Annotated in this window: 14 protein-coding genes; 4 read left to right on the forward strand and 10 right to left on the reverse strand. The window is 45.8% G+C overall.

The annotated features are described in order from the left end of the window. Positions 1-23 precede the first annotated feature (23 nt). The 10 genes from ICN41_RS03720 to aceE all read right to left on the reverse strand — a co-directional run bounded on the left by ICN41_RS03720 (position 24) and on the right by aceE (position 15,109). Entirely contained in the window at positions 24-1,205 is a 1,182-nt protein-coding gene (locus ICN41_RS03720; protein WP_216291485.1) for an ABC transporter substrate-binding protein, read from the reverse strand. Between the two features lie 22 nt (positions 1,206-1,227). Then, positions 1,228-2,037 carry an enoyl-CoA hydratase/isomerase family protein gene (locus ICN41_RS03725; RefSeq protein WP_216291486.1) on the reverse strand — a complete coding sequence of 270 codons (810 nt, stop codon included), beginning with the start codon at positions 2,035-2,037 and terminating at the stop codon, positions 1,228-1,230. A gap of 20 nt (positions 2,038-2,057) precedes the next feature. Then, positions 2,058-3,593 carry an AMP-binding protein gene (locus ICN41_RS03730; RefSeq protein ID WP_216291487.1) on the reverse strand — a complete coding sequence of 512 codons (1,536 nt, stop codon included), beginning with the start codon at positions 3,591-3,593 and terminating at the stop codon, positions 2,058-2,060. Further along, positions 3,586-4,080: a (2Fe-2S)-binding protein gene (locus tag ICN41_RS03735; protein WP_216291488.1), complete on the reverse strand. Its 495-nt coding sequence runs from the start codon at positions 4,078-4,080 to the stop codon at positions 3,586-3,588. Before ICN41_RS03735 ends, ICN41_RS03730 begins: the two co-directional genes overlap by 8 nt. After that, a complete protein-coding gene (locus ICN41_RS03740; protein ID WP_216291489.1) occupies positions 4,077-4,916 on the reverse strand; it encodes a xanthine dehydrogenase family protein subunit M in 840 nt (279 codons plus the stop codon). The genes ICN41_RS03735 and ICN41_RS03740 overlap by 4 nt, the downstream gene beginning before the upstream one ends. Beyond that, positions 4,913-7,897 carry a molybdopterin cofactor-binding domain-containing protein gene (locus tag ICN41_RS03745; protein WP_216862288.1) on the reverse strand — a complete coding sequence of 995 codons (2,985 nt, stop codon included), beginning with the start codon at positions 7,895-7,897 and terminating at the stop codon, positions 4,913-4,915. The genes ICN41_RS03740 and ICN41_RS03745 overlap by 4 nt, the downstream gene beginning before the upstream one ends. Positions 7,898-8,023: 126 nt before the next feature. Then, positions 8,024-8,884, reverse strand: a complete 861-nt coding sequence (locus tag ICN41_RS03750) for a helix-turn-helix transcriptional regulator (RefSeq protein WP_216291490.1) — start codon at positions 8,882-8,884, stop codon at positions 8,024-8,026. Positions 8,885-8,997: 113 nt separating this feature from the next. Continuing rightward, positions 8,998-10,779, reverse strand: coding sequence for a dihydrolipoyl dehydrogenase (gene lpdA / locus ICN41_RS03755; protein ID WP_216291491.1), 1,782 nt, complete (start codon positions 10,777-10,779; stop codon positions 8,998-9,000). 10 nt (positions 10,780-10,789) lie between these two features. Then, entirely contained in the window at positions 10,790-12,397 is a 1,608-nt protein-coding gene (gene aceF / locus ICN41_RS03760) for a dihydrolipoyllysine-residue acetyltransferase (RefSeq protein ID WP_216291492.1), read from the reverse strand. A gap of 15 nt (positions 12,398-12,412) precedes the next feature. Then, positions 12,413-15,109 carry a pyruvate dehydrogenase (acetyl-transferring), homodimeric type gene (aceE, locus tag ICN41_RS03765; RefSeq protein ID WP_216291493.1) on the reverse strand — a complete coding sequence of 899 codons (2,697 nt, stop codon included), beginning with the start codon at positions 15,107-15,109 and terminating at the stop codon, positions 12,413-12,415. Between the two features lie 203 nt (positions 15,110-15,312). Here aceE and ICN41_RS03770 point away from each other — a divergent pair, with 203 nt between their 5' ends. From ICN41_RS03770 to ICN41_RS03785, 4 genes are read left to right on the forward strand one after another with little or no spacing between them, the layout of a single operon-like run. Continuing rightward, a complete protein-coding gene (locus tag ICN41_RS03770) occupies positions 15,313-17,826 on the forward strand; it encodes a PAS domain-containing sensor histidine kinase (RefSeq protein ID WP_216291494.1) in 2,514 nt (837 codons plus the stop codon). Between the two features lie 25 nt (positions 17,827-17,851). Beyond that, positions 17,852-18,499 carry a response regulator transcription factor gene (locus tag ICN41_RS03775; RefSeq protein WP_216291495.1) on the forward strand — a complete coding sequence of 216 codons (648 nt, stop codon included), beginning with the start codon at positions 17,852-17,854 and terminating at the stop codon, positions 18,497-18,499. Between the two features lie 19 nt (positions 18,500-18,518). Beyond that, complete coding sequence (folD, locus tag ICN41_RS03780) at positions 18,519-19,373, forward strand: bifunctional methylenetetrahydrofolate dehydrogenase/methenyltetrahydrofolate cyclohydrolase FolD (RefSeq protein WP_216291496.1); 855 nt, start codon at positions 18,519-18,521, stop codon at positions 19,371-19,373. Positions 19,374-19,426: 53 nt separating this feature from the next. Then, positions 19,427-21,565, forward strand: a complete 2,139-nt coding sequence (locus ICN41_RS03785) for a M3 family metallopeptidase (RefSeq protein WP_216291497.1) — start codon at positions 19,427-19,429, stop codon at positions 21,563-21,565. The last annotated feature ends 14 nt before the right edge of the window (positions 21,566-21,579 follow it).

Here is a 21,579-nt window from a genome sequence, read left to right on the forward strand (position 1 = left end):
ATGTAGAGTAATTGACTAATTAATTAAAAACGAGTGCATGTATCAGGCCCAATTGCCTGGTCTGAAGGCACTCTTCCAACAATGTTGAACTCGCCATTCTCTACGCGAACCGCAAACATATCTTGCATAGCCTGGTGATCACCGGCACGCATTTTCTTCGTGCCCTGTGGAGTTTGCCAACTTAGATCATTCATAGCAGCTCGAACTTTATCGGTCTCTGTAGATTTCGCTTTTTCAACGGCAGCCTTATAAAAATATAAAAGACCGTAGGAGTCAGCGCCATAAAGATCAGGAAGCTTGTTGTAGGCTTTTTGGAAATCAGCTACGAACTTTTTATTAGCTGGGTTATCTAACTTAGGAGAGTAGCCAACACCAGTAACGAATCCATTAGCAGACTTTCCAATCGCACCCAAGTTTTGTGATGTGACTGTTCCAGAAGCACCAACAATGGTTGCACCTTTATTTACGCCATACTCATCCATTTGAGTAAATAAACGAACCGTGTCATTACCAGCCACAGATGTGTAAATGACGTTAGGCTTGGCAGCTCTTACTTGACCGAAATATGGTGAGTAGTCTTTATTATCGAGTGGCGCAAAAACCTCGCCAACATCTTTGGCACCTTTTTCTGTGGATGCTTTCTTAAAAGCTGAAACTGTACTTCGCCCCATCTCATAGTCAGGTCCAATGAAGAAAATATTGGCCTTTGGAATCTCCTTATCCACCCATGCTGCCAATGCTGCAGATTGCATTCCAGCGCGAGCATTCACACGAAAGACGTTCGGCGAGCATTTATCTGCAGTAATTGAATCGGCAAATGAAACCGTTGTTGCTATCAGCTTGTTATTTCGCTCGGCTAACTGCCCTACAGCTAAAGTGGATCCCGAATTAACCGTTCCAGTTAAAAAATCTACCTTTTCTACCTGAAATAGCTTTTCTGCTTTTTGGGTTGCAACCGCGGGGTTAGCTTCTTCATCCTCGTAAATCAAATCAATTTTTCGACCATTAATACCGCCGGTTGCATTAATTTCTTTTGCCGCTAGATCTAAACCCATTTTTACCTGCTCACCGATTGGTGTGTACGTGCCCGATAAAGGCGTCACAACACCGATTTTGATTGGGCCAGCTTGCGCATAAACCAATGATGCGCCTAGGCTTAAGGTAACCGCTAGAGCGATTTTCTTTGTTTGAAATTGCTTTTTCATTATCTACGTCTCCTTTAATAAATTAACGACCAACAAAATTTGGTTGGCGCTTTCCATGAAACGCTTCAACCCCTTCTTTAAAATCTTCTGAGTTACGCAAGCGGCTGTAGCAATGACCTTCAACTTCAATAGCCGTAGTTAACAAACAGTCCTCCGTTTCATTAAGCATCTTTTTTGCCGTTCTCTGGGCCATAGGCGAGAATGCGCGCAATTCATCAACCAATTTAGATGTGGCGCTCGCAAGCTCTGCGTCCGGAACGCATTCGGTTGCAACACCCCACTCATAGGCTTGCTGACCCTTAATACGCCTTGAGCGCATCACAATATCTTTAGTTCGAGTGATTCCTACCATTTTTTGTAAGCGTGCCGATCCGCCCGAGCCAGGAATTTGTCCTAACTTTTGCTCTGGCAAAGCATACAAAGTTGATTCAGCCGCTATACGGAAATCACATGCTAGTGAAATTTCAAAGCCCACTCCGAAGCAGTAGCCATGATTTACTGCGATTACAGGTTTAGTACAACGCGTAGGTGCGGCAATATTCCAAGCAAGCTTGGATACATGCTCGGATGTTGCCTCTAAAAAACCTTTAATATCTCCACCGCTAGAGAAATGCTCACCTTCTGCCCTCAATACAATGATGCGGACACGGTCATCAGCATCTAAAGCCTCAAATGCAGCTCGCAATTGATCTCGCTGAGGCATTTGTATGACGTTAAATGGAGGCCTCTTTAAAACAATATCAGCCCTTTGATGAGCCTCATCAATTTCCACATAGAACCCATCAAGGTTATCGAGGATATTGCTAAAAGGGTGTTTCAAAATAGTAGTCATAAGATCTTTCTAGTAAAAAATTAAGCTCTTTCATATTCGCCGGCGACTAACATGCGTCGCAATACCTTTCCCACAGGCGACTTTGGAATCTCTTTAACAAACACATACTCTCGAGGACGTTTAAAGTTGATCAAATCTGATCCACGGCAATATTCATCTAGGACGTCTGCATCGACATTCCCTGATGCCCTAATAAAAGCGACCACTTTTTGTCCAAGACGGTCATCCCTCAACCCAGCGACAGCCACCTCACTTACAGATGGATGCAGAGATAAAATAGACTCAATTTCAACAGGGGAAATATTTTCTCCACCAGAAATAATCATGTCATCGACCCGACCTGTAACAAATAAATCGCCAGATTCATCAAAGTAGCCCGTATCACCCGTGAAATACCAGCCATCACGAATAGATTTTTGATCGGCATCGGGACGCTTCCAATACCCTTCGAATGCCTCATCACCCGATAGATCGCAAATGATCTGGCCTTCTTCATGACAATCCGCTATTTGACTTGGCTGTGTTGGCACGGAACCTAGATCCAACTTAACCACTCTGATGCGCGCATTTATGCCCGCTTTTCCAGCACAACCTGGCTTTAATACGGCATTTTGATTGATGGTATATGTGTAAATTTCACTTGAACCGTAATGATTCACAAACAATTCAGGAGAAAAAGCATCACTTAATTTAAGCAATAAAGCATCATGCATGGGGGCGCCTGCAAACCCAAGCTTCTTTACGGTCTTTACCCGACTTGAGTTGAAATTTTTTGACTGAATCATGTCGTGATAAAGTGTTGGCACCAAATAAAGATGTGTAACTGCCTCACTCTCAATTGCCTCTAACGCCTTATTCACATCCCAACGCGGTACTGCCACGTAGGTTCCATTCACAATACATAGCGATAACAGCGTTCTTACGCCCATCGTGTGATAAAGCGGCATCACACCCAATGTAACTTCACCCATTGCATACTGATTTTGCGCAACGTGCGCAATGCCTGCCGCACGCTCTGCGCGCTGCTTTCTAGGAACGCCTTTCGGCTTACCTGTGGTGCCAGAGGTAAAAAGCATGACTGATATATCTTCAACATGACCGCGTGCCTCAGGCTCAGCCCCCTTCTGAATTAACTGATCAAAATATTGATATCCATCTAAAGATGCCTTTTCCATACATAGAATTACCGAGATAGATTTACTCGTTTCCGATTCCAAGTAGTTATTGAGCGATATCTCCTCAACAAAGGCCAATTTCACATCAGCATTTTGTGCGCAGTAATCAATTTCATCTGGCTTAGAGCGCCAATTCAAAGGAACGATAGCTATGCCTGCCATCTGACACGCCCAATGAATTGTTGCTGCCTCATAGCGATTTTGCAAAACAGTCAAGATCCGATCGCCACGCTTGATGCCCTGCTCGTTAAAAAATTGCTGAATGGCGCCAATATGAAGCGCCCACTCCGCGTAGGTGTGACGCCTAGACCCATCAACAATCGCCAACTTTTCAGGCTCACGCTCAACAGCCTGTAAAAAAGTTCGACCTAGATCAAGCATGCTCTCCTCCATTTTGGCGCGCTCTGGCTGTGGCAACTTCTAAAACTGCCTCAACAATTCCAACATAACCAGTACAACGACATAAATTTCCTGACAAACCCTCGCGCACCTCTAACTCGCTTGGATGAGGATTCTTTTTAAGTAGATCTTCTGCTGAAAGTAAAAATCCTGAGGTACAAAATCCACATTGCAAGGCATGGTGTTTTTTAAATGCATTTTGTAAGTCAGACATTTCTCCTGATTTTGCAATGCCTTCTATCGTAGTAACGTTTGCGCCATCAGCCTGGCATGCAAACATGAGACAAGAGCGAACGATTTGTCCATCAAGTTCAACCGTACATGCTCCACATACACCATGCTCGCAACCTGCATGGGTACCCGTTGACCCTAAATCATGGCGAATAAAATCCAGCAATGTCGTACGTGATTCGCAAACCCCTTCACGCTCAACCCCATTTAAAGTTAGTTTTACCTGCTGGGTCTTCATCTTATTTCTTCACTTTTAAATTCCATAGCCTGTTGGCAGGCGCGCGATCCTAATGTGCGCATCAAATGTCTACGCAACCCTGAAGTTGCGGTGGGATCTTCTCTTACCTCAGTCTCTGCAGCTAGTTCGTCGATAAACTGCTTAACCTTTTCAAGCGAGATGGCAGTACATTCGTAGACCCTTACAACATCATCAATCCCGCCAAACCCAATAGTCCAGAAATCATCTTCTTTAATAACTGCAACGGCTACCACCGCAAAATCACCATGTCGATATCCATATTCTGCAAATCCAAATCCCGCATGAGGGCCACGAATAGGAAACTGGACAGCTTCGATGAATTCATCTGACTGGCGACTGGTTTGAAGTGCTCCCAAGAAAAAATCTTTGGCCTGCACTACCCTCTTCTTTTTCTTACTTGATAGAGTGACTGAGCCCCCTAGTACAGCCAAGCCAAGAACCAACTCGGCACTAGGGTCTGCGTGCGCAATCGATCCACATACCGTACCTCGATTTCGAATGGGGGTATGGGCTATCCACGGAAACATCATGCTTAAAAGTGGCTGAGTCTTACGAAGCTCGCTCCAATGCTCCAATTCAGACTGCCTAACTCCAGCCCCAACTTGCAGTTCATCATCAGTAACGCCGAAATTTTTTAGCTCTTTGACCTTATTAATATCAATTAAATGGTCAGGGCTAGCCACCCTCATTGCCAACACAGGGACCAGAGTTTGGCCGCCAGCAATAATGCGAGCATCCTCACCATACTTATCTAGCAAATCCAAAATATTAGATTGCGAATGGGCTTGGTGCATCACGAATGGCGCAGATTTCATTTGGCCACCCCCAATAAAACAAATAATTTTGTAATTAGGCTTTTAAATACACTCTCATGTTTTGCGCCGGCCTCTTTTGCAAGAGCTCTAAATAGCTGATCCAACACCAAGCGGATTGCGCCCTCCAACAACCTACTGCCAATTGCAGCGAGCTTGCCAGAAACCTGGGCTTGGTAGTCGTAGATCAGAATGGTTGTGGTGCCTTCTTTTTTAAGCCTAACTTGACCCATTCCAAGCGCCATCCCTAAAGGCCCCCGCCCCTCTCCACCCAAGATGAAACTTTCTGGACTTTGAACGTTAGTTAAATCAACCTGAGCAGCAAATCGTGCTTTTGCGATACCAATACGTACAACCGCAATACAGTCATAACGAATACCATTAGCTATAGATTTTTTATGAATGGACTCACAGCCTGGTATGACATTCTTTAATCTCTCTGGATCCATCAATACGGCAAAGATATCCGCCGGAAGGACTTCCAACTTAACCTCCCCTTGTGCCTTTAATGGATAGTCAGCATTTGTAGTCATTGACGAAACTTGACTCGAAGGTTTATCAAGCTTCAAAGCACCTTTTTCCACAAGTAACGCATGAATGCGACTGGGTGTTGCAGGCAGAACGATATTCTCGAGATCTAAAGCGTCTGCAATGGCATTAGCAATACAAACTGGGGTACTCATACTGTTACCCTCGCCTATGCCTTTTGCACCTAAAGGCGTAAAAGGGCTGGGAGACTCTTGATGGTAAATTTTTGGAACGCCGACATCACTTGCAGTAGGTAAGCGATAGTCTGCGAAAGTACCGGAGAGAAAATTACCATCGCTGCTATAGACAAACTCTTCAAAAAGGGCTGCGCCTACTGCCTGTGCATACGCGCCATAAATCTGACCATCCGCTAAAGCCGGGTTTAATATTCTCCCGGCATCATGCACGGTAATGTATTGATCAATCTTTGCAGAACAGGTTTCAGGATCTATTTCAATACCGCAAGCATCAAGAGCAAAACCATATGCTGCAGATGTATTAATTCGATCATCCTCATCGGGCGCCCCTAGCACATCTGCACTCCAAAATTGTGTTTCTTGCAGCGCTAGAGTAGTATCGCGCCCTAGGGCCGCTTGAATCAATCCGGGTGACCAGTGAAAGTTTCCGCAAACTCTAGAAAATGGGATGCTGCCATCCTCAACTCCAACCACAGATATATTGCCGTTTGCAAAAATTAATTGATCAGGCTTAACCTGAAGTAAATGAGCAGCATAATCCGCAATCCGAGCCTTCAACTTTTCAGCCGCTAAAAATACGGTCCCCGCAACTGCGCCAGCAAAACGACTTGAATAATTTCCGGCAGCAATAGACCATGCATCTTTTGCAGTGTCAAAATCAACGTTCACCTGGATCTGGGATGGCAAGACGCCGAAAACATCCGCCAATAACTGGCTAATAACAGTCTGATGACCCTGTCCTGCAGGCGCTGAAGCGATATTTGCGGCAATATTTCCCGAAGGATCTACGCTCACTGACGCTGAAGTGATGGCGCCATTTTTAGGGCCTGCTTTTGCTCTTTGCTCCTTTGTAAGAACGGTAGTGATGTAACCCATATTAGATACTGAGGGCTCAACAATCGATGCAATACCAATACCGTAGTAACGACCTTCTTTTTTCGCTTGGTCCCTACGTTCTAATATCTTTTTAAATTCAGGTGAACTATCAAGCGTTTTTAAAGCCTGTTGATAATCACCCGAGTCTAGCAATGCCCCTGCCGCTGCTCGATAGGGAAACTGCTCTTTTTGAACATAATTTATTGCAGCTATTTCTTGATGACTTTTACCTAAAGATTTTGCAATTTTCTGAATCAAGCGCTCAAGTGCGTAATAAACCTGAGGACCACCAAAGCCCCTCACTAGACCAGTAGGCGTTTTGTTAATAAGGACAACACGGTTGCGAACATTCAAATTCTGAATTTGGTAGGGGCCAGTCACACAGCCATGCATGCGGTAAAGCGTTGCAGGCTCAGGCGCTCTCAAATATGCACCGCAATCTTCAATTTGATCGTAATCTAAGGCCAGAATTTTTCCATTGCCATCCACTGCAGCGCGAAGATGCGTATGACGGGATGTAGCGGATGTAGCAGCTTGAAGGTGCTCCAAACGATCCTCTATAAATTTCACTGGAGCACCTGCTTTACGCGATGCCAAACAGCTCATGATGACGTATGGCAATACCGATTGCTTAACACCAAAACTACCACCAGAATCTGGGGCTACGTGGTGACGCAATTTTGTTCCGGGGACTTTCAGCGCAGCAGCCATTACAACATGCAATGAAAATGGCCCCATAAAATTTGACGTTACTTCGTATGAGGAGTCTGCAGCTCGCCATTGTGCCACTACCCCACCCGTTTCAATGGGTGTACAGGAGTTTCGAGGATAACGAATATCCACCTCAACGATGCGTGCTGCATTATTAAATGCGCGCTCTGGGTCACCGTATCGATATGATCGATCCAAAACACAATTGCTACCGATGTCCTTATGTAGAACAATGGATGTATCAGCTAATGCAACATCTACGTCGACCACAGCGGGTAGCGGTTGAATGTTCAAAACAATCTTCTCTACGCCATCTTCTGCTAATGCCCTTGATTCGGCGATAACCACGGCTATAGGCTCACCAACATAACGCACATAGTCATTTGCCAATACCCATTGACGCATTGGAGTTTTAACAGCAACAACCAATGGGTTAGACCAAGCCTGCACATCATCAATAGTCAAAATTGCTCTAACACCCCTAAGCTGCAATGCTGACTCAATATCTACAGAAATAATTTTTCCGTGGGCAATCGGAGAGCGCACAACTGCCGCATATAGGGTTCCAACGGGCAAGGGAAGATCGTCCAGGTAGCGACCTCCCCCCGTTAGTAAAGCGGTATCTTCTACACGCTCACATGACTTGCCTAAATATTTTGAACTTGTTTTCAATGCAATCTTTTCAGCTAAATTAAGAATAATTAATGCTGAAAGAAGCTTAATGATGGCGCAAAAAAGATGCTTACCCCTAAGTCCGATAACTTACCTTAGAGTCCGATTATGTATATCAGGAAAACCCTAAGAGTCTAGCTTGGGAGCCTTTTCTACTTGCTGACGATAGAGGCTTGGAGTAACCCCTTGATGCTGCTTAAAGAATCTAGTGAAATGACTTTGAGCAGAAAACCCAAGCTCGTCGCCAATATGAATTAAGCTCTCCCCCTTATCAGCAAGAGCATCGAATGCAAACTCCATTCTAAGAACATTTGCAAATACAACCGGCGAAAGCCCTGTACAGCGCCTAAAGAGCTCAAAAAAGTGTGATCGAGAGAGATCAACGCTCTTCGCAACCATGGAGATATCACTAAAGCCTTGCGGTGAGGTGCGCATAATATGAATGGCTTTTCGTATCCTAGGATCCATAAATGCCAATGAATTGCCAGAGTTACGCAAATCACCCTGAGTTAGAAGATCGGTATCATCCATAAAGCTTAATACGAGCTCAAGCAAAATGGATTCAAGGTAATCATGGGTAATTTGATCAGCCCACCATAACTCCATTGATATTTTTTCCAATACCTGTTTTTGATGGGCGCCCAAGCTAGATAGATTGTTAATAAAAAAACGGGGATGGCTGCTTGCTAAGAATTTTTTGCTAAAGGATGCTAACCACTTTGGTTCTAGGTACAACGCAAGCAGTATTGGATTTTCACCATTAATCGGCAAATGAAGATAAGAATGCTCTTCCCAGGCATTGATGAGAACTGCATTGTCATCCGTCAATGGGCAAAGCTGTCCTCTTACCTGAAAAGCAATATCTGGGCCAGCCACCTTACATAAAATGTGGCAGTGATGGTGAGCATGGGTTACCAAGGGCGCGTCCATCTCAAGGAGCGCTACCCTACCAAAATCACCATGAAGGAGTCGAATTACTTTTGACATGTATCAAATCATCTCATATACCAAGATTATTGATAGGCAATGTTTTTATTGCACCGCAAAAGAAAAAAGCCCTGATTTCTCAGGGCTTCCAGAAGTCAAAAGTTATCTAAACTCTATTTTTTCTTCACCGGCGGTAAATCCGTACAGTGGCCATGGGCTGCTTCTGCCGCTAAACCAACAGACTCGCCAAGAGTAGGATGAGGATGGATGGTTTTTCCAATATCCACAGCATCAGCACCCATTTCGATTGCCAGGCAAACTTCACCAATCAAATCGCCAGCATGGGTTCCGACTATTCCCCCACCAATAATGCGGTGGGTAGTTGCATCAAAGATCAACTTTGTGAACCCTTCATCTCGGCCATTGGCAATCGCACGACCACTAGCAGCCCAGGGGAATAAACCTTTCTCATAGGCAATGCCTTGCGCCTTGCACTGCTCTTCTGTCAAACCAGCCCAAGCTACTTCAGGATCGGTATAAGCAACTGATGGAATTTGTTTAGCATCAAAGTAGGTTTTCTGACCAGCAGCTGCTTCTGCAGCAACGTGACCTTCATGGACTGCTTTATGAGCCAACATTGGCTGGCCAACCAGATCACCAATCGCAAAAATATTGGGGACATTGGTACGCATTTGCTTGTCTACCGGAATAAAGCCACGCTCATCTACTTGAACACCAGCCAATCCTGCATCAATCTTCTTGCCATTTGGAGTACGCCCTACTGCAACCAAAACCAAATCATAGGTTTGTGGTTCTGCTGGTGCATTCTCACCCTCGAATGACACTTGAATGCCATCAGACTTTACTTCTGCTTTGGCCGCTCTTGTCTTGAGCATGATCTTTTCAAAACGTCCGGCATTAAATTTCTCCCAGACTTTTTCTAAATCACGATCAGCACCAGCCATGAGGCCATCCATCATTTCGGCAATATCGATACGGGAGCCAAGTGTGCTGTAGACAGTTGCCATCTCCAAACCAATAATGCCGCCGCCGATCACTAACATCCGCTTCGGAATGCTCTTTAACAATAAAGCGCCAGTACTATCCACAATTCGTGGATCCTCTGGCAAGAATGGCAACTTCACTGGCTGGCTTCCAGCAGCGATGATCGCCTTCTGAAAACGCACTACTTCTTTTTTACCAGTGAGATCTTGGCCAGTGCCATCAGTTAACTCAACCTCAACATGGTTTGCATCTAAGAACTTGCCAAGACCACGTACTACTTTGACCTTACGCGCCTTAGCCATACCTGCAAGACCGCCAGTTAACTTCGCAATCACTGAATCCTTGTAGCCACGTAATTGATCAATCTCAATCTTCGGCGCTCCAAAGGTAATACCATGCTTAGCCATGGTTTTGACTTCATCCATGACTGAGGTTGTGTGCAACAAGGCTTTCGATGGAATACAGCCCACGTTCAAACAAACGCCACCCAAGGTGGAATAACGCTCTACTAGTATGGTGCTCATACCCAAGTCAGCACTTCTAAATGCAGCACTATATCCACCAGGCCCAGCACCTAAAACCAAGACTTCACATTCATGATCAACCTTACCGCTGTACTGCCCTGCTTTTGGTGCAGGCGCGAGTGCGGCCGGAGATGGTGCTGAAGCGGCTGGAGCAGGAGCTGCGGAAGGTTTTGCTGCTGGTGCTGCAGCACTTGCCTCGATCTCAGCAATGACAGAACCTTTGCTGACCTTATCGCCTAGCTTGACTGAAATACTAGTTACAGTACCTGCAGCATCTGCCGGCACTTCCATCGTTGCTTTGTCAGACTCGAGCACCAATAGTGGCTGCTCTTTTTCAATCACATCACCTACTTTGACTAGCACTTCAATCACAGGAACATCTGCGTAGTCACCAATATCTGGAACGAGAATCGCTTGCTTAGCCATATCTCTCTCCTTACAGGCTAGCGCGACGGAAGTCGGCTAGGAGCTGAGCAATGTAGACGTTAAAGCGGGTAGCTAAAGCACCATCAATGACACGATGATCAGCAGATAAAGAGAGTGGGCAAATTAAGCGTGGAACAAATTGCTTGCCATCCCAAACTGGCTTCATTGCCGCCTTGCTCACACCTAAAATCGCTACTTCAGGAGCATTCACAATCGGTGAGAAGTAAGTTCCACCAATTCCACCCAAAGAAGAAATAGTAAAGCTCGCGCCTTGCATCTGATCGGGCTTTAACTTACCATCGCGGGCTAAGGCAGCTAACTCAGAAGTTTCTTTTGCCAACTCAAAAATGCCCTTCTTGTCGGCATCTTTGATCACAGGAACCACGAGACCGGTTGGAGTATCTGCAGCAAATCCAATATTGAAGTATTTCTTCAAAATCAAATCATCGCCATCCAAGGAGCTATTAAATTCTGGATACTTCTTCAAGGCAGCTACTGCAGCCTTCATTAAGAATGCGAGCATCGTAATTTTGACGCCCTTCTTCTCATTTTCTTTATTCGTGAGTACACGGAATGCTTCTAAATCTGTGATGTCAGCATCTTCGTGATACGTGACCGCAGGAATCATGACCCAGTTACGGCCTAAATTGGCTGCAGTAAGTTTCTTGATGCGGTTTAAAGGCTGACGTTCTATTTCACCAAACTTTGTGAAATCCACTTTTGGCCATGGAATCAAGTTCAGGCCACCCAAGCTTCCGCCACTGGCAGCCGCTGGACTACCAGCACCGCCACTCATAGCGGCTTTTACAAAGGCTTGAACGTCTTCTTGTGTAATACGTCCCTTAGGACCCGATCCCTTGACATGATGAATCGTCACTCCAAGCTCACGTGCAAACTTACGCACTGATGGGCTTGCATGACTCAAGGTAGGATCAACAGCAGGTGCCGTATTAGAAACTGGAGGCGGTGCTGGTGCACGAGCAATCGGAGGTTCAACTGCCTTAGGTGCTGGAGCTGCAGGAGCCGCTGGTGCGCTTGCTGCGGGTGCAGGAGCTGATGCAGCACCAGATGCCCCACTTTCCATTACCAGCACAACTGATCCTTCAGAAAGATTGTCGCCTACTTTGACCTTGACTTCCTTTACAACACCAGAATGTGATGAAGGAACATCCATGGTGGCTTTGTCAGATTCAAGGACAACAATGGATTGTTCTTTTTCGACTGTGTCACCTGGCTTTACTAAGACCTCGATGACTGGTACATCTTTATAGTCGCCAATGTCCGGTACTTTGATTTCAATCGATCCGCCACCAGTGCTTGCAGCTACAGCAGCTTGGGCTGGTGCACTAGCTGCGGGTGCAGCTGCTGATATTGCCGCACCTTCTTCCAGGGTAATCACTACAGATCCCTGAGAAAGGTTGTCGCCCACTTTGACTTTGACTTCCTTTACAACACCAGAGTGTGATGAAGGAACATCCATAGTGGCTTTATCAGATTCAAGGACAACAATGGATTGTTCTTTTTCGACTGTGTCACCTGGCTTTACTAAGACCTCGATGACTGGTACATCTTTATAGTCGCCAATGTCCGGTACTTTGATTTCGATTATTTGACTCATGTTCTTTTTCTCTTATCAAACCGTCATTGGGTTTGGTTTAGTAGTGTCGATCTCGTATTTCTTGATTGCTTCAGCTAGTTTTTGACGATCCATCTGTCCAGAATCAACCAAAGATCTCAAGGCAGTCAATACAACCCAGCGACGATCAACCTCGAAGAAGTCACGTAACTTTTCACGGGTATCAGAACGACCGAAGCCATCAGTACCTAAGACCTCGTAACGACGGCCCATATGCTGAATCGCAGGACGAATCTGCTCTGCAAATAAACGGACATAGTCGGTTGCTGCAATGATTGGGCCCACAGTATCTTTCAAGCACTTTTCAACATGAGAAAGTGCTGGCGTCGCAGTTGGATTTAATAGGTTATTGCGGTGTACCGCATTCCAATCGCGCCCTAATTCTGTAAAGCTTGGGCAACCCCATAAATCTGAAGAGACTCCCCAATCCTTGTGCAAGATTTCAGCAGCTTCAATGACTTCACGGAAGATCGTGCCTGAGCCCAATAGTTGTACACGCAATTTAGCATTGCTATCCCCTGCTGATTTGAGTTTGTACATCCCTTTAATGATGTCTTGCTCTGAACCCTTAGGCATTGCTGGGTGTGCATAGTTTTCATTCATCAAAGTGATGTAGTAATAGACGTCTTCCTGAACTTCCAACATACGACGCATACCATCTTGAATCACTACTGCCAATTCAAATGAGAATGTAGGATCGTAGCTAATGCAGTTTGGTACAGCTCCGCTCCATAGCTGACTATGGCCATCTTCATGCTGCAAGCCTTCGCCATTTAATGTTGTTCTACCAGCTGTTCCGCCGAGTAAGAAACCACGACTACGCATATCACCAGCAGCCCAAGCTAAGTCACCAATACGTTGGAAACCAAACATGGAGTAGAAGATATAGAAAGGCAACATCGGTACGCCATGAGTAGAGTATGAAGTCGCTGCTGCGATCCAGTCGCACATACCGCCAGCTTCATTGATACCCTCTTGCAAAATCTGACCCGTTTTGTCTTCTTTATAGAACATCAATTGATCATGATCTTCTGGGGTGTAAAGCTGACCGAGCTGATTCCAAATACCCAGCTGACGGAACATGCCCTCCATACCAAAGGTACGGGATTCATCTGGAACAATCGGTACTACGCGCTTACCAATAGTCTTATCACGCACCACTGTGTTGAGCATGCGCACAAAAGCCATGGTTGTTGAAATCTCACGGCTTTCTGTAGTTGCCTCAAGCAACGGTGTGAATGCATCTAATGCTGGGACTGGCAGGCTTTCTGCTTTAGTACGACGCTGCGGCAAATAACCACCCAATTCTTGGCGACGCGCCTTCATATACTCTAGCTCTGGACTTCCTTCAGCAAACTTCACCAAAGGCATGTCATCTAACTGATCATCCTTGACGGGGATTTCAAAACGATCACGAAAGCGCCGGACGTCATCATCGTTCATCTTCTTAGCTTGGTGAGCAATATTCATTGCCTCACCAGATCCACCCATACCGTAGCCTTTAATGGTGTGAGCCAAGATCACCGTTGGTTGATCTTTGTGATGTACTGCAGAATGAAACGCTGCATAGACTTTATGAGGATCATGACCACCACGATTTAACTGCCAAATTTCCTCATCACTCCAGTCACTGACTAAGGCTTTGAGCTCAGGTGTATTAAATACAATCTCGCGTACATAAGCACCATTCTTAGACTTCATGGTTTGGTACTGGCCATCTACGATTTCACCGAGACGTTGCATCAAGATGCCTTTTTTATCGCGGGCAAATAATGCATCCCACTGACCGCCCCACACTACCTTGATCACATTCCAGCCTGCACCACGGAACTCACTCTCTAATTCTTGAATAATTTTTCCGTTGCCTCGCACAGGGCCATCTAAGCGCTGTAAGTTGCAATTGATTACAAAAATGAGGTTATCTAATTTCTCGCGACCAGCCATACCGATAGCGCCCAAAGACTCTGGCTCATCAGTTTCGCCATCACCCAAGAATGCCCAAACTTTGCGGCCCTCATCTTTAATAAAGCCACGATCACGCATGTAGCGCATAAAACGCGCTTGGTAAATTGCCATAATTGGGCCGAGGCCCATCGAGACTGTTGGAAATTGCCAGAAATCTGGCATGAGCCAAGGATGTGGGTAGCTCGAAATCCCTTTGCCGCCAACTTCTTGACGGAAATTGTTTAATTGCTCATCACTTAAGCGTCCTAGCATGTATGCGCGGGCGTATACCCCTGGCGCTGAATGTCCTTGAACAAAAATGAGGTCGCCGCCATGATCTGGAGATGGTGCATGCCAAAAATGATTAAAGCCAACGTCATACAAAGTAGCCGCAGATTGAAATGAGGAAATGTGTCCGCCAACGTTTGTATCTTTGTTAGCACGCAACACCATTGCCATTGCATTCCAACGTGTGTATGAACGAATGCGATGCTCTACGTTTTGATCGCCAGGCAAACGCGCTTGGTTCTCAACAGGAATCGTATTAATGTAAGGCGTCTCTGCATGGAATGGCTGCACTACCCCATTGACGCGAGCATGAGAAATTTGTTGGTCTATTAAGTAAGCAGCTCTTTCAGCGCCTTCATTGTGAATGACGCCATCGAGCGCACGCAGCCATTCCTGAGTCTCAACAGGATCAGTATCCTGCGCACTGGTTTTACCTAAGATTTGTTCTGGAACCGCTGCCATAAACTGCCTCCATGAGATTTTTTGTATTTGTTACTAACTTTATAGGCAATATTCTAGGAAGTTATATGGGTGTAAACAAGCAATTTCCCACATAATGATAATATTTCTCATAATGTGGTATTTTATTGCAGTGCAAATGAAAATGACTGATGAGACCCAAAAGCGGTTTTTAGGGCTTGGGTAAGGCAAAATGAATAACATTCATGAAATTTTCCGCCTTCTCCCTCTTACGTCTTAGCCCAATTCAATGGCTCCGAAAAATACGGGGTTTCAGGCTGGTCTATACCCCTCTTTTGGCAATCGTCCTGTTTACAGCGGTCATGGGTGTCATTTTGGGCACCCTACAACTTCAAGAAAAGGGCCAGCAAGAATCCGCATTATTTCGTGAGCTGTCTTTTGCAAAACAACGGATTCAACTTCGGTTTGCGAACAATACAGATACGCTGATGACTATCAACCGCGAAATTGCGGCAGCGACAGATCAAGGAAAACTGAAGCAAATTACTTACGAGCAGGCAGATGAGTTGGTGATGAACAATCATGAAATCATTCGAATCATCCTACTCGGTGCTGCTAATGATCGTCTTTGGACGGTACCCCCCAGCAATACAAAAACTGACTGGATGAATCAAGGTGAAAATGCGCCCCTGATTAATGATGGCCTGAAAACTACTATTGAACTCAGTCGAGTTACAGGTAGGGCTGCCTTTAGTCAATTCATCACTCTTAATATTGCTAGCGACGAACCCCTCGCTAAAGAAAGAAAGAATATTTTTTGGCAAGTGGTTCCGAACATTGTGGGCGGTGAAGTCATTGGATATATAGCTGCCCTTTACACCACTCAGGGAATTCTGGATGTGATTCCAGCGGAGCTTAAAAGCCTCTATCGGTTCACCCTACTTACAGATAATGAAAAACTTCTGGCAATCTCTTCTGATCGAAATACGCCTAAGCGGGCATTTAGCAATCAAACAAGTTTAGATATCGGCGTTCTCAGCCCCAACTTGATTTTACGAATTGATACTTATCCCCCGCCAACCAACCTGACATTTCGCATGCTTATTGGCGTGGTCTTGGGATTATGTGTATTCGTGATCTGGAGTTTATGGTCAGTACTAAAACAAATGCAGGTGCGCCAAGAAGCTGAGGCCAACTTACAAACTGAAACCAGTTTTCGTAATGCGATGGAAGATTCGACTCCGGTGGGAATCCGTGCTCACGACATGCAAAAGCGGATCACCTATGTAAACCGTGCGTTTTGTGAAATGACAGGCTGGAACTCAAGAGAGCTCATAGGTCTTTCTCCCCCCTTTCCCTTCTGGCCAGATAGCAGAAGAGATGAGCTGGTTGAAAAAATGAATCGGGCCCTCCAATCTGATGGCGTCAAGACCGGCATTGAAGGTGCTATCTTGCATAAGGATGGCACCTTAATTCAGACGCGTACTTTTATTGCGCCTCTGATTAATGAGAAGGGCAAACAAACAGGTTGGGTAACCTCTTTGATTGATATTTCTGAGCCTAAAAAAATTCGGGAAGAACTTGCAGCCGCTCAAGAGCGCTTCACCACTGTTTTAGAAGGATTGGATGCAGCAGTATCTGTTGTAGATTTAGAAACTGATCGCCTACTTTTTGCCAATCGCTTCTATCGTGAAAAATTTGGTGATGACTCCAAGGGACACTTTCAATTGGTAGGCAATGAAGGCAACAATAGAACTTTGCGAGATGTTGCTGAAGATTTAAATGATTCGGCACCCGGTATTCCAAGCCCATTTCTTTATCAAGAGTCCGAGTCCGAAGAAGTTGAATTAAGTGATGGTAGCAATCGCTGGTATGAAGTTCGAACCCGCTTCATTCCCTGGGTTGATGGTCATTTAGCACAGCTACTCATTGCCACGGAAATTACCCAGCGCAAAGCAGCCGAAGATCTCGCTCGCCAACAAGAAGAGCGCATGCAATTTACTAGCCGCTTGACCACTATGGGTGAGATGGCATCTTCACTTGCGCACGAATTAAACCAACCCTTATCTGCCATCTCAAACTATTGCATGGGGGTTGCGAAACGCCTTGAGGGCCACCTCGAACCATCAGTAGGTAAAGAAATCTTGCCAGCTCTAGCAAAAGCATCTGAGCAAGCACACCGGGCTGGAACTATTATTCAGCGCATCCGAGGGTTTGTAAAACGCAGCGAACCACAAAGGAAAGCGAGCGCTATCGATGAGATCATCAACGATGCAGTGGGCTTAGTGGAAATTGACGCGCATCGTCATCGCTTAAGTATTCAATCTGAGATTGCCGATAATCTGCCAGAAGTCGACTTAGACCCTGTATTAATTCTTCAAGTGCTAGTGAATCTGCTGAAAAATGGCTTAGATAGCATGAGAGAGGCCTACCCCCTCTCCTCTCGATGGTCTGCCCAACCTGTCAAAATCAGTGCTGATTTAGATACCAGCACCTTCCCCGCCATGCTCAGAATACAAGTAACCGATAGTGGCGCTGGCATTGCCGAATCCGCAATTGAACATATTTTTGAGCCTTTTTTCAGCACTAAATCTGATGGGATGGGCATGGGGCTCAATATCTGCCGCTCCATCGTAGAATCACATCATGGGCGCCTATGGGCCAAAAACATCATGGATTCTGCACAAACCAAGCTGGTTGGCTGCACCTTTACAATACTCTTACCTTTAGAATCCTCGGTTTCCGTGGAAAATACCTAAATAGAATCGCATCAAGAGAACCGATATGAACTTAAGTGCTAGTAATAAACCTAATCAAGTCGAAGTAGTCTACGTAGTAGATGATGATGAGGCTGTTCGTGACTCCCTCACCTGGCTTCTCGAGAGCAATGGCTACGTCGTTCGCTGCCATGCTAGCGCCGAACGATTTTTACAATCCTTACAAAGCACAGACAAATCCACTATCTCTTGCGCCATCCTCGACGTTCGCATGCCTGGAATGTCTGGCCTCGAATTACAAGAGCGATTGATTAGTGAAAACTTACCGATGCCAGTAGCCTTTATCACTGGGCATGGCGATGTTTCCATGGCGGTCTCTACTATGAAGCGTGGTGCAGTTGACTTTATTGAAAAGCCATTTAAAGAGAATGATTTATGCGCATTGGTAGATCGGATGTTGAGTAAAGCTCGAGTTGATTACTCTCAAGCTAGTCAGCGCAAAATTACCCATAGCTTGCTCAGCAAATTAACCGGCCGTGAGCGCCAAGTACTGGAGCGCATTGTTGCCGGTCGCTTAAATAAACAGATTGCCGATGATCTGGGTATCTCCATTAAAACAGTGGAGGCCCATCGCGCCAATATTATGGAAAAGCTCAACGTGAACACCGTCGCTGACCTACTGCGTTTGGCCTTATCAGATCCTCAACCAAATTAATTTCAGTCACATATTTTTTATGCCTGCTCAACTCCTAGATGGCAATCTGCTCTCGAAGAAAATCCGCGCTGAAATTGCTGCGCGCGGCGCCATCGTTACCGCTAAGGGAGTAAGGCCAGGACTTGCAGTGATTGTGGTTGGAGATAATCCAGCTAGTCAGGTCTATGTTCGCAATAAGGTCAAGGCTTGTGAAGAGGTTGGCTTTCATTCTGTTTTAGAGCGTTACTCTGCTGAGCTTGGCGAGGAAGAGTTGTTGGCTCGCATTGCCACTTTGAATGCTGATCCATCCATTCATGGAATCTTGGTGCAACTCCCCTTGCCTGAGCATATTGCTGCTGAGCGCGTGCTTGAAGCTATTGCTCCACAAAAGGACGTCGATGGCTTTCACGTTGCTAACGCTGGCGCCCTCATGGTTGGCCAACCCGAATTCAAGCCCTGCACTCCTTATGGATGCATGAAGATTTTAGAAAGCATCGATTACCCAATTCGTGGAGCTCGTGCAGTCATCGTAGGTGCATCGAATATTGTTGGTAAACCCATGGCTATGCTCTTATTGCAAGCAGGTGCAACTGTCACAATCTGCAATAGTAAGACTCGTGACTTAGCCCATCACACCAAAGATGCTGATATTTTGGTGGTTGCCACTGGTAAACCGAAGATGATTTCTGGGGATATGGTTAAGAACGGTGCTGTTGTCATTGATGTGGGCATTAATCGCCTTCCTGATGGCAAGCTCTGTGGTGATGTCGATTTTGATGCAGCCAAGTATGTGGCTGGCTGGATCACCCCAGTTCCTGGTGGCGTTGGCCCCATGACCATCACCATGCTTCTGATGAATACCCTAGAAGCAGCTGAAAAGGCCGCTAAACCTTAAGGCATTTACTGGGGTATTTAGCAAAAATACTCCCAGTCCATTAAGCTAGAGGGATGACTACATCCCATTCTCAAGTAGCGCTCGGTTCGCTGCCAACTTCATTGCAAAATAATCCGCTTCTCACCTTTGGACGCGGCATTGCCTCTTACTCAGAAGTCAAGCCTGAGCATATTGGTCCTGCCATTGAGTACTTACTTAAACAGGCACAAGAAGCGGTAGATACTGCCACTAACCCAGCAACACTTCCAAGCTGGAACAAACTTGCTGAACCTTTAGAGGATGCCACTGAGGCATTGGGAAGATCATGGGGAGTCATTTCTCATCTCAATAGCGTTGCCGATAATCCAGACCTGCGCAATGCTTACGGTGAAATGCTCCCAAAGGTAACTGCATTTTTTTCCAGTCTAGGACAAAACTTAGCGCTGTATCAAAAGTTTAAGGACCTCAAAAATAGTAGCGACTATTTAAAGCTTGATCACGCCCAGCAGAAAGTGATTGAGAACTCTTTGCGAGATTTTCGTTTAGGTGGTGCCGAATTAAGCGACGCCGATAAGCCACGCTTTGCGCAAATTCAGGATGAGCAAGCAGTATTAGGCAAGGCCTTCTCAGATCATGTGTTAGATGCAACCGATGCTTTTATTCATGTCATCACAAATAAGTCCGATTTAGCTGGGCTTCCAGAAGATGCAATTGCTGCAGCCGCCGATACCGCCGAACAAAAACAATTGAAAGGCTGGGCATTTACCCTTCACTTCCCTTCCTACTATCCAGTCCTGCAGTATTCCGAAAATCGCGCATTACGTCGTCTCATGTATCAGGCCTATGTCACACGGTCCTCTGAGCTTTCTCCAGAGTATGGTCAGGGCAAGCTGGAGTGGGATAACACACACAATATGTTGGATCAATTGCGGCTGCGCGATGAAGAGGCCCGCATGCTTGGTTTTGCCAACTACGCTGCATTAAGCATAGCTCCCAAAATGGCAAAGAGTGTTGACGAGGTAGATTCTTTTTTATGCACCTTTGCCAATAAAGCCAAGCCTTTTGCTCAAAAAGACTGGGAAGAGCTTTGTGCATTCGCCAAAACTGAACTTGGCTTCATGGATGGCCTAGAGCCTTGGGATGTACCGTTCGCCGCTGAGCGATTAAAGCAAGCGCGTTACTCCTTTTCTGAAAATGAACTCAAACAATACTTCCCATTACCTAAGGTATTAGATGGATTATTCGGTCTGATTCAAACTTTATTCGGCGTCAAGATTGAAGCATCTGATTTACCAACGTGGCATAGCGATGTCCAATCTTTTGCTGTTAAAGATTTAGATGGAAATCTGCGTGCCTATTTTTATTTAGACCCCTATGCCCGAACTGGTAAGCGTGGTGGCGCATGGATGGATGATGCCCGTGGACGTCGAGAGCTGCCTAATGGCGAGATCCAAGTGCCCGTAGCCTATCTCGTTTGCAATTTTGCTCCGCCCGTCAAAGTAGATGGGGTATTGCGTCTGCCAACTATTACCCATGATGATGTCATTACCCTCTTCCATGAAAGTGGTCACGGCCTGCATCATCTTCTGACCCAAGTGAGCGCTCTCGGCGTTTCGGGGATCAATGGCGTGGAATGGGATGCAGTGGAACTGCCAAGTCAATTTATGGAAAATTTCTGCTGGGAGTGGGAAGTGCTTGAGAAGATGACAGCACATGCAGAAACAGGAAAGCCCTTGCCTCGCGAGTTATTTGAAAAGATGCTCGCTGCTAAAAATTTCCAAAATGGTATGGCGACTCTCCGTCAAATCGTGATGTCATTAACTGACTGGAGACTACATTCTAGTTTTGATGCTGCTGATGCAAGAGGCCATGCCGTACTAGATGTCTCCAGAAAAATCGCTTCTGAATACAACATCATTCCTCAGCCTGAGATCTCCCGCTGGATTAACTCTTTCAGCCATATTTTTGCTGGAGGCTATGCCGCTGGTTACTACAGTTATAAATGGGCCGAAGTCTTATCGGCTGATGCCTATTCTGCTTTTGAGGAGGCTGCCAAACTAACCGGTACCGTTCTTGATCCTCAGACAGGCATTCGTTATCGCGAGGCTATCCTGGAAGTTGGCGGTAGCCGTCCGGCAGCAGAGTCATTTAAAGCCTTTCGGGGTCGCGAGCCCAGCATTGATGCTTTGCTGCGCCACGGAGGCCTAGCCTAATTCGGAACCACTCA

The sequence above is a fragment of the Polynucleobacter sp. 15G-AUS-farblos genome, from assembly GCF_018882445.1.
GTDB lineage: Bacteria > Pseudomonadota > Gammaproteobacteria > Burkholderiales > Burkholderiaceae > Polynucleobacter.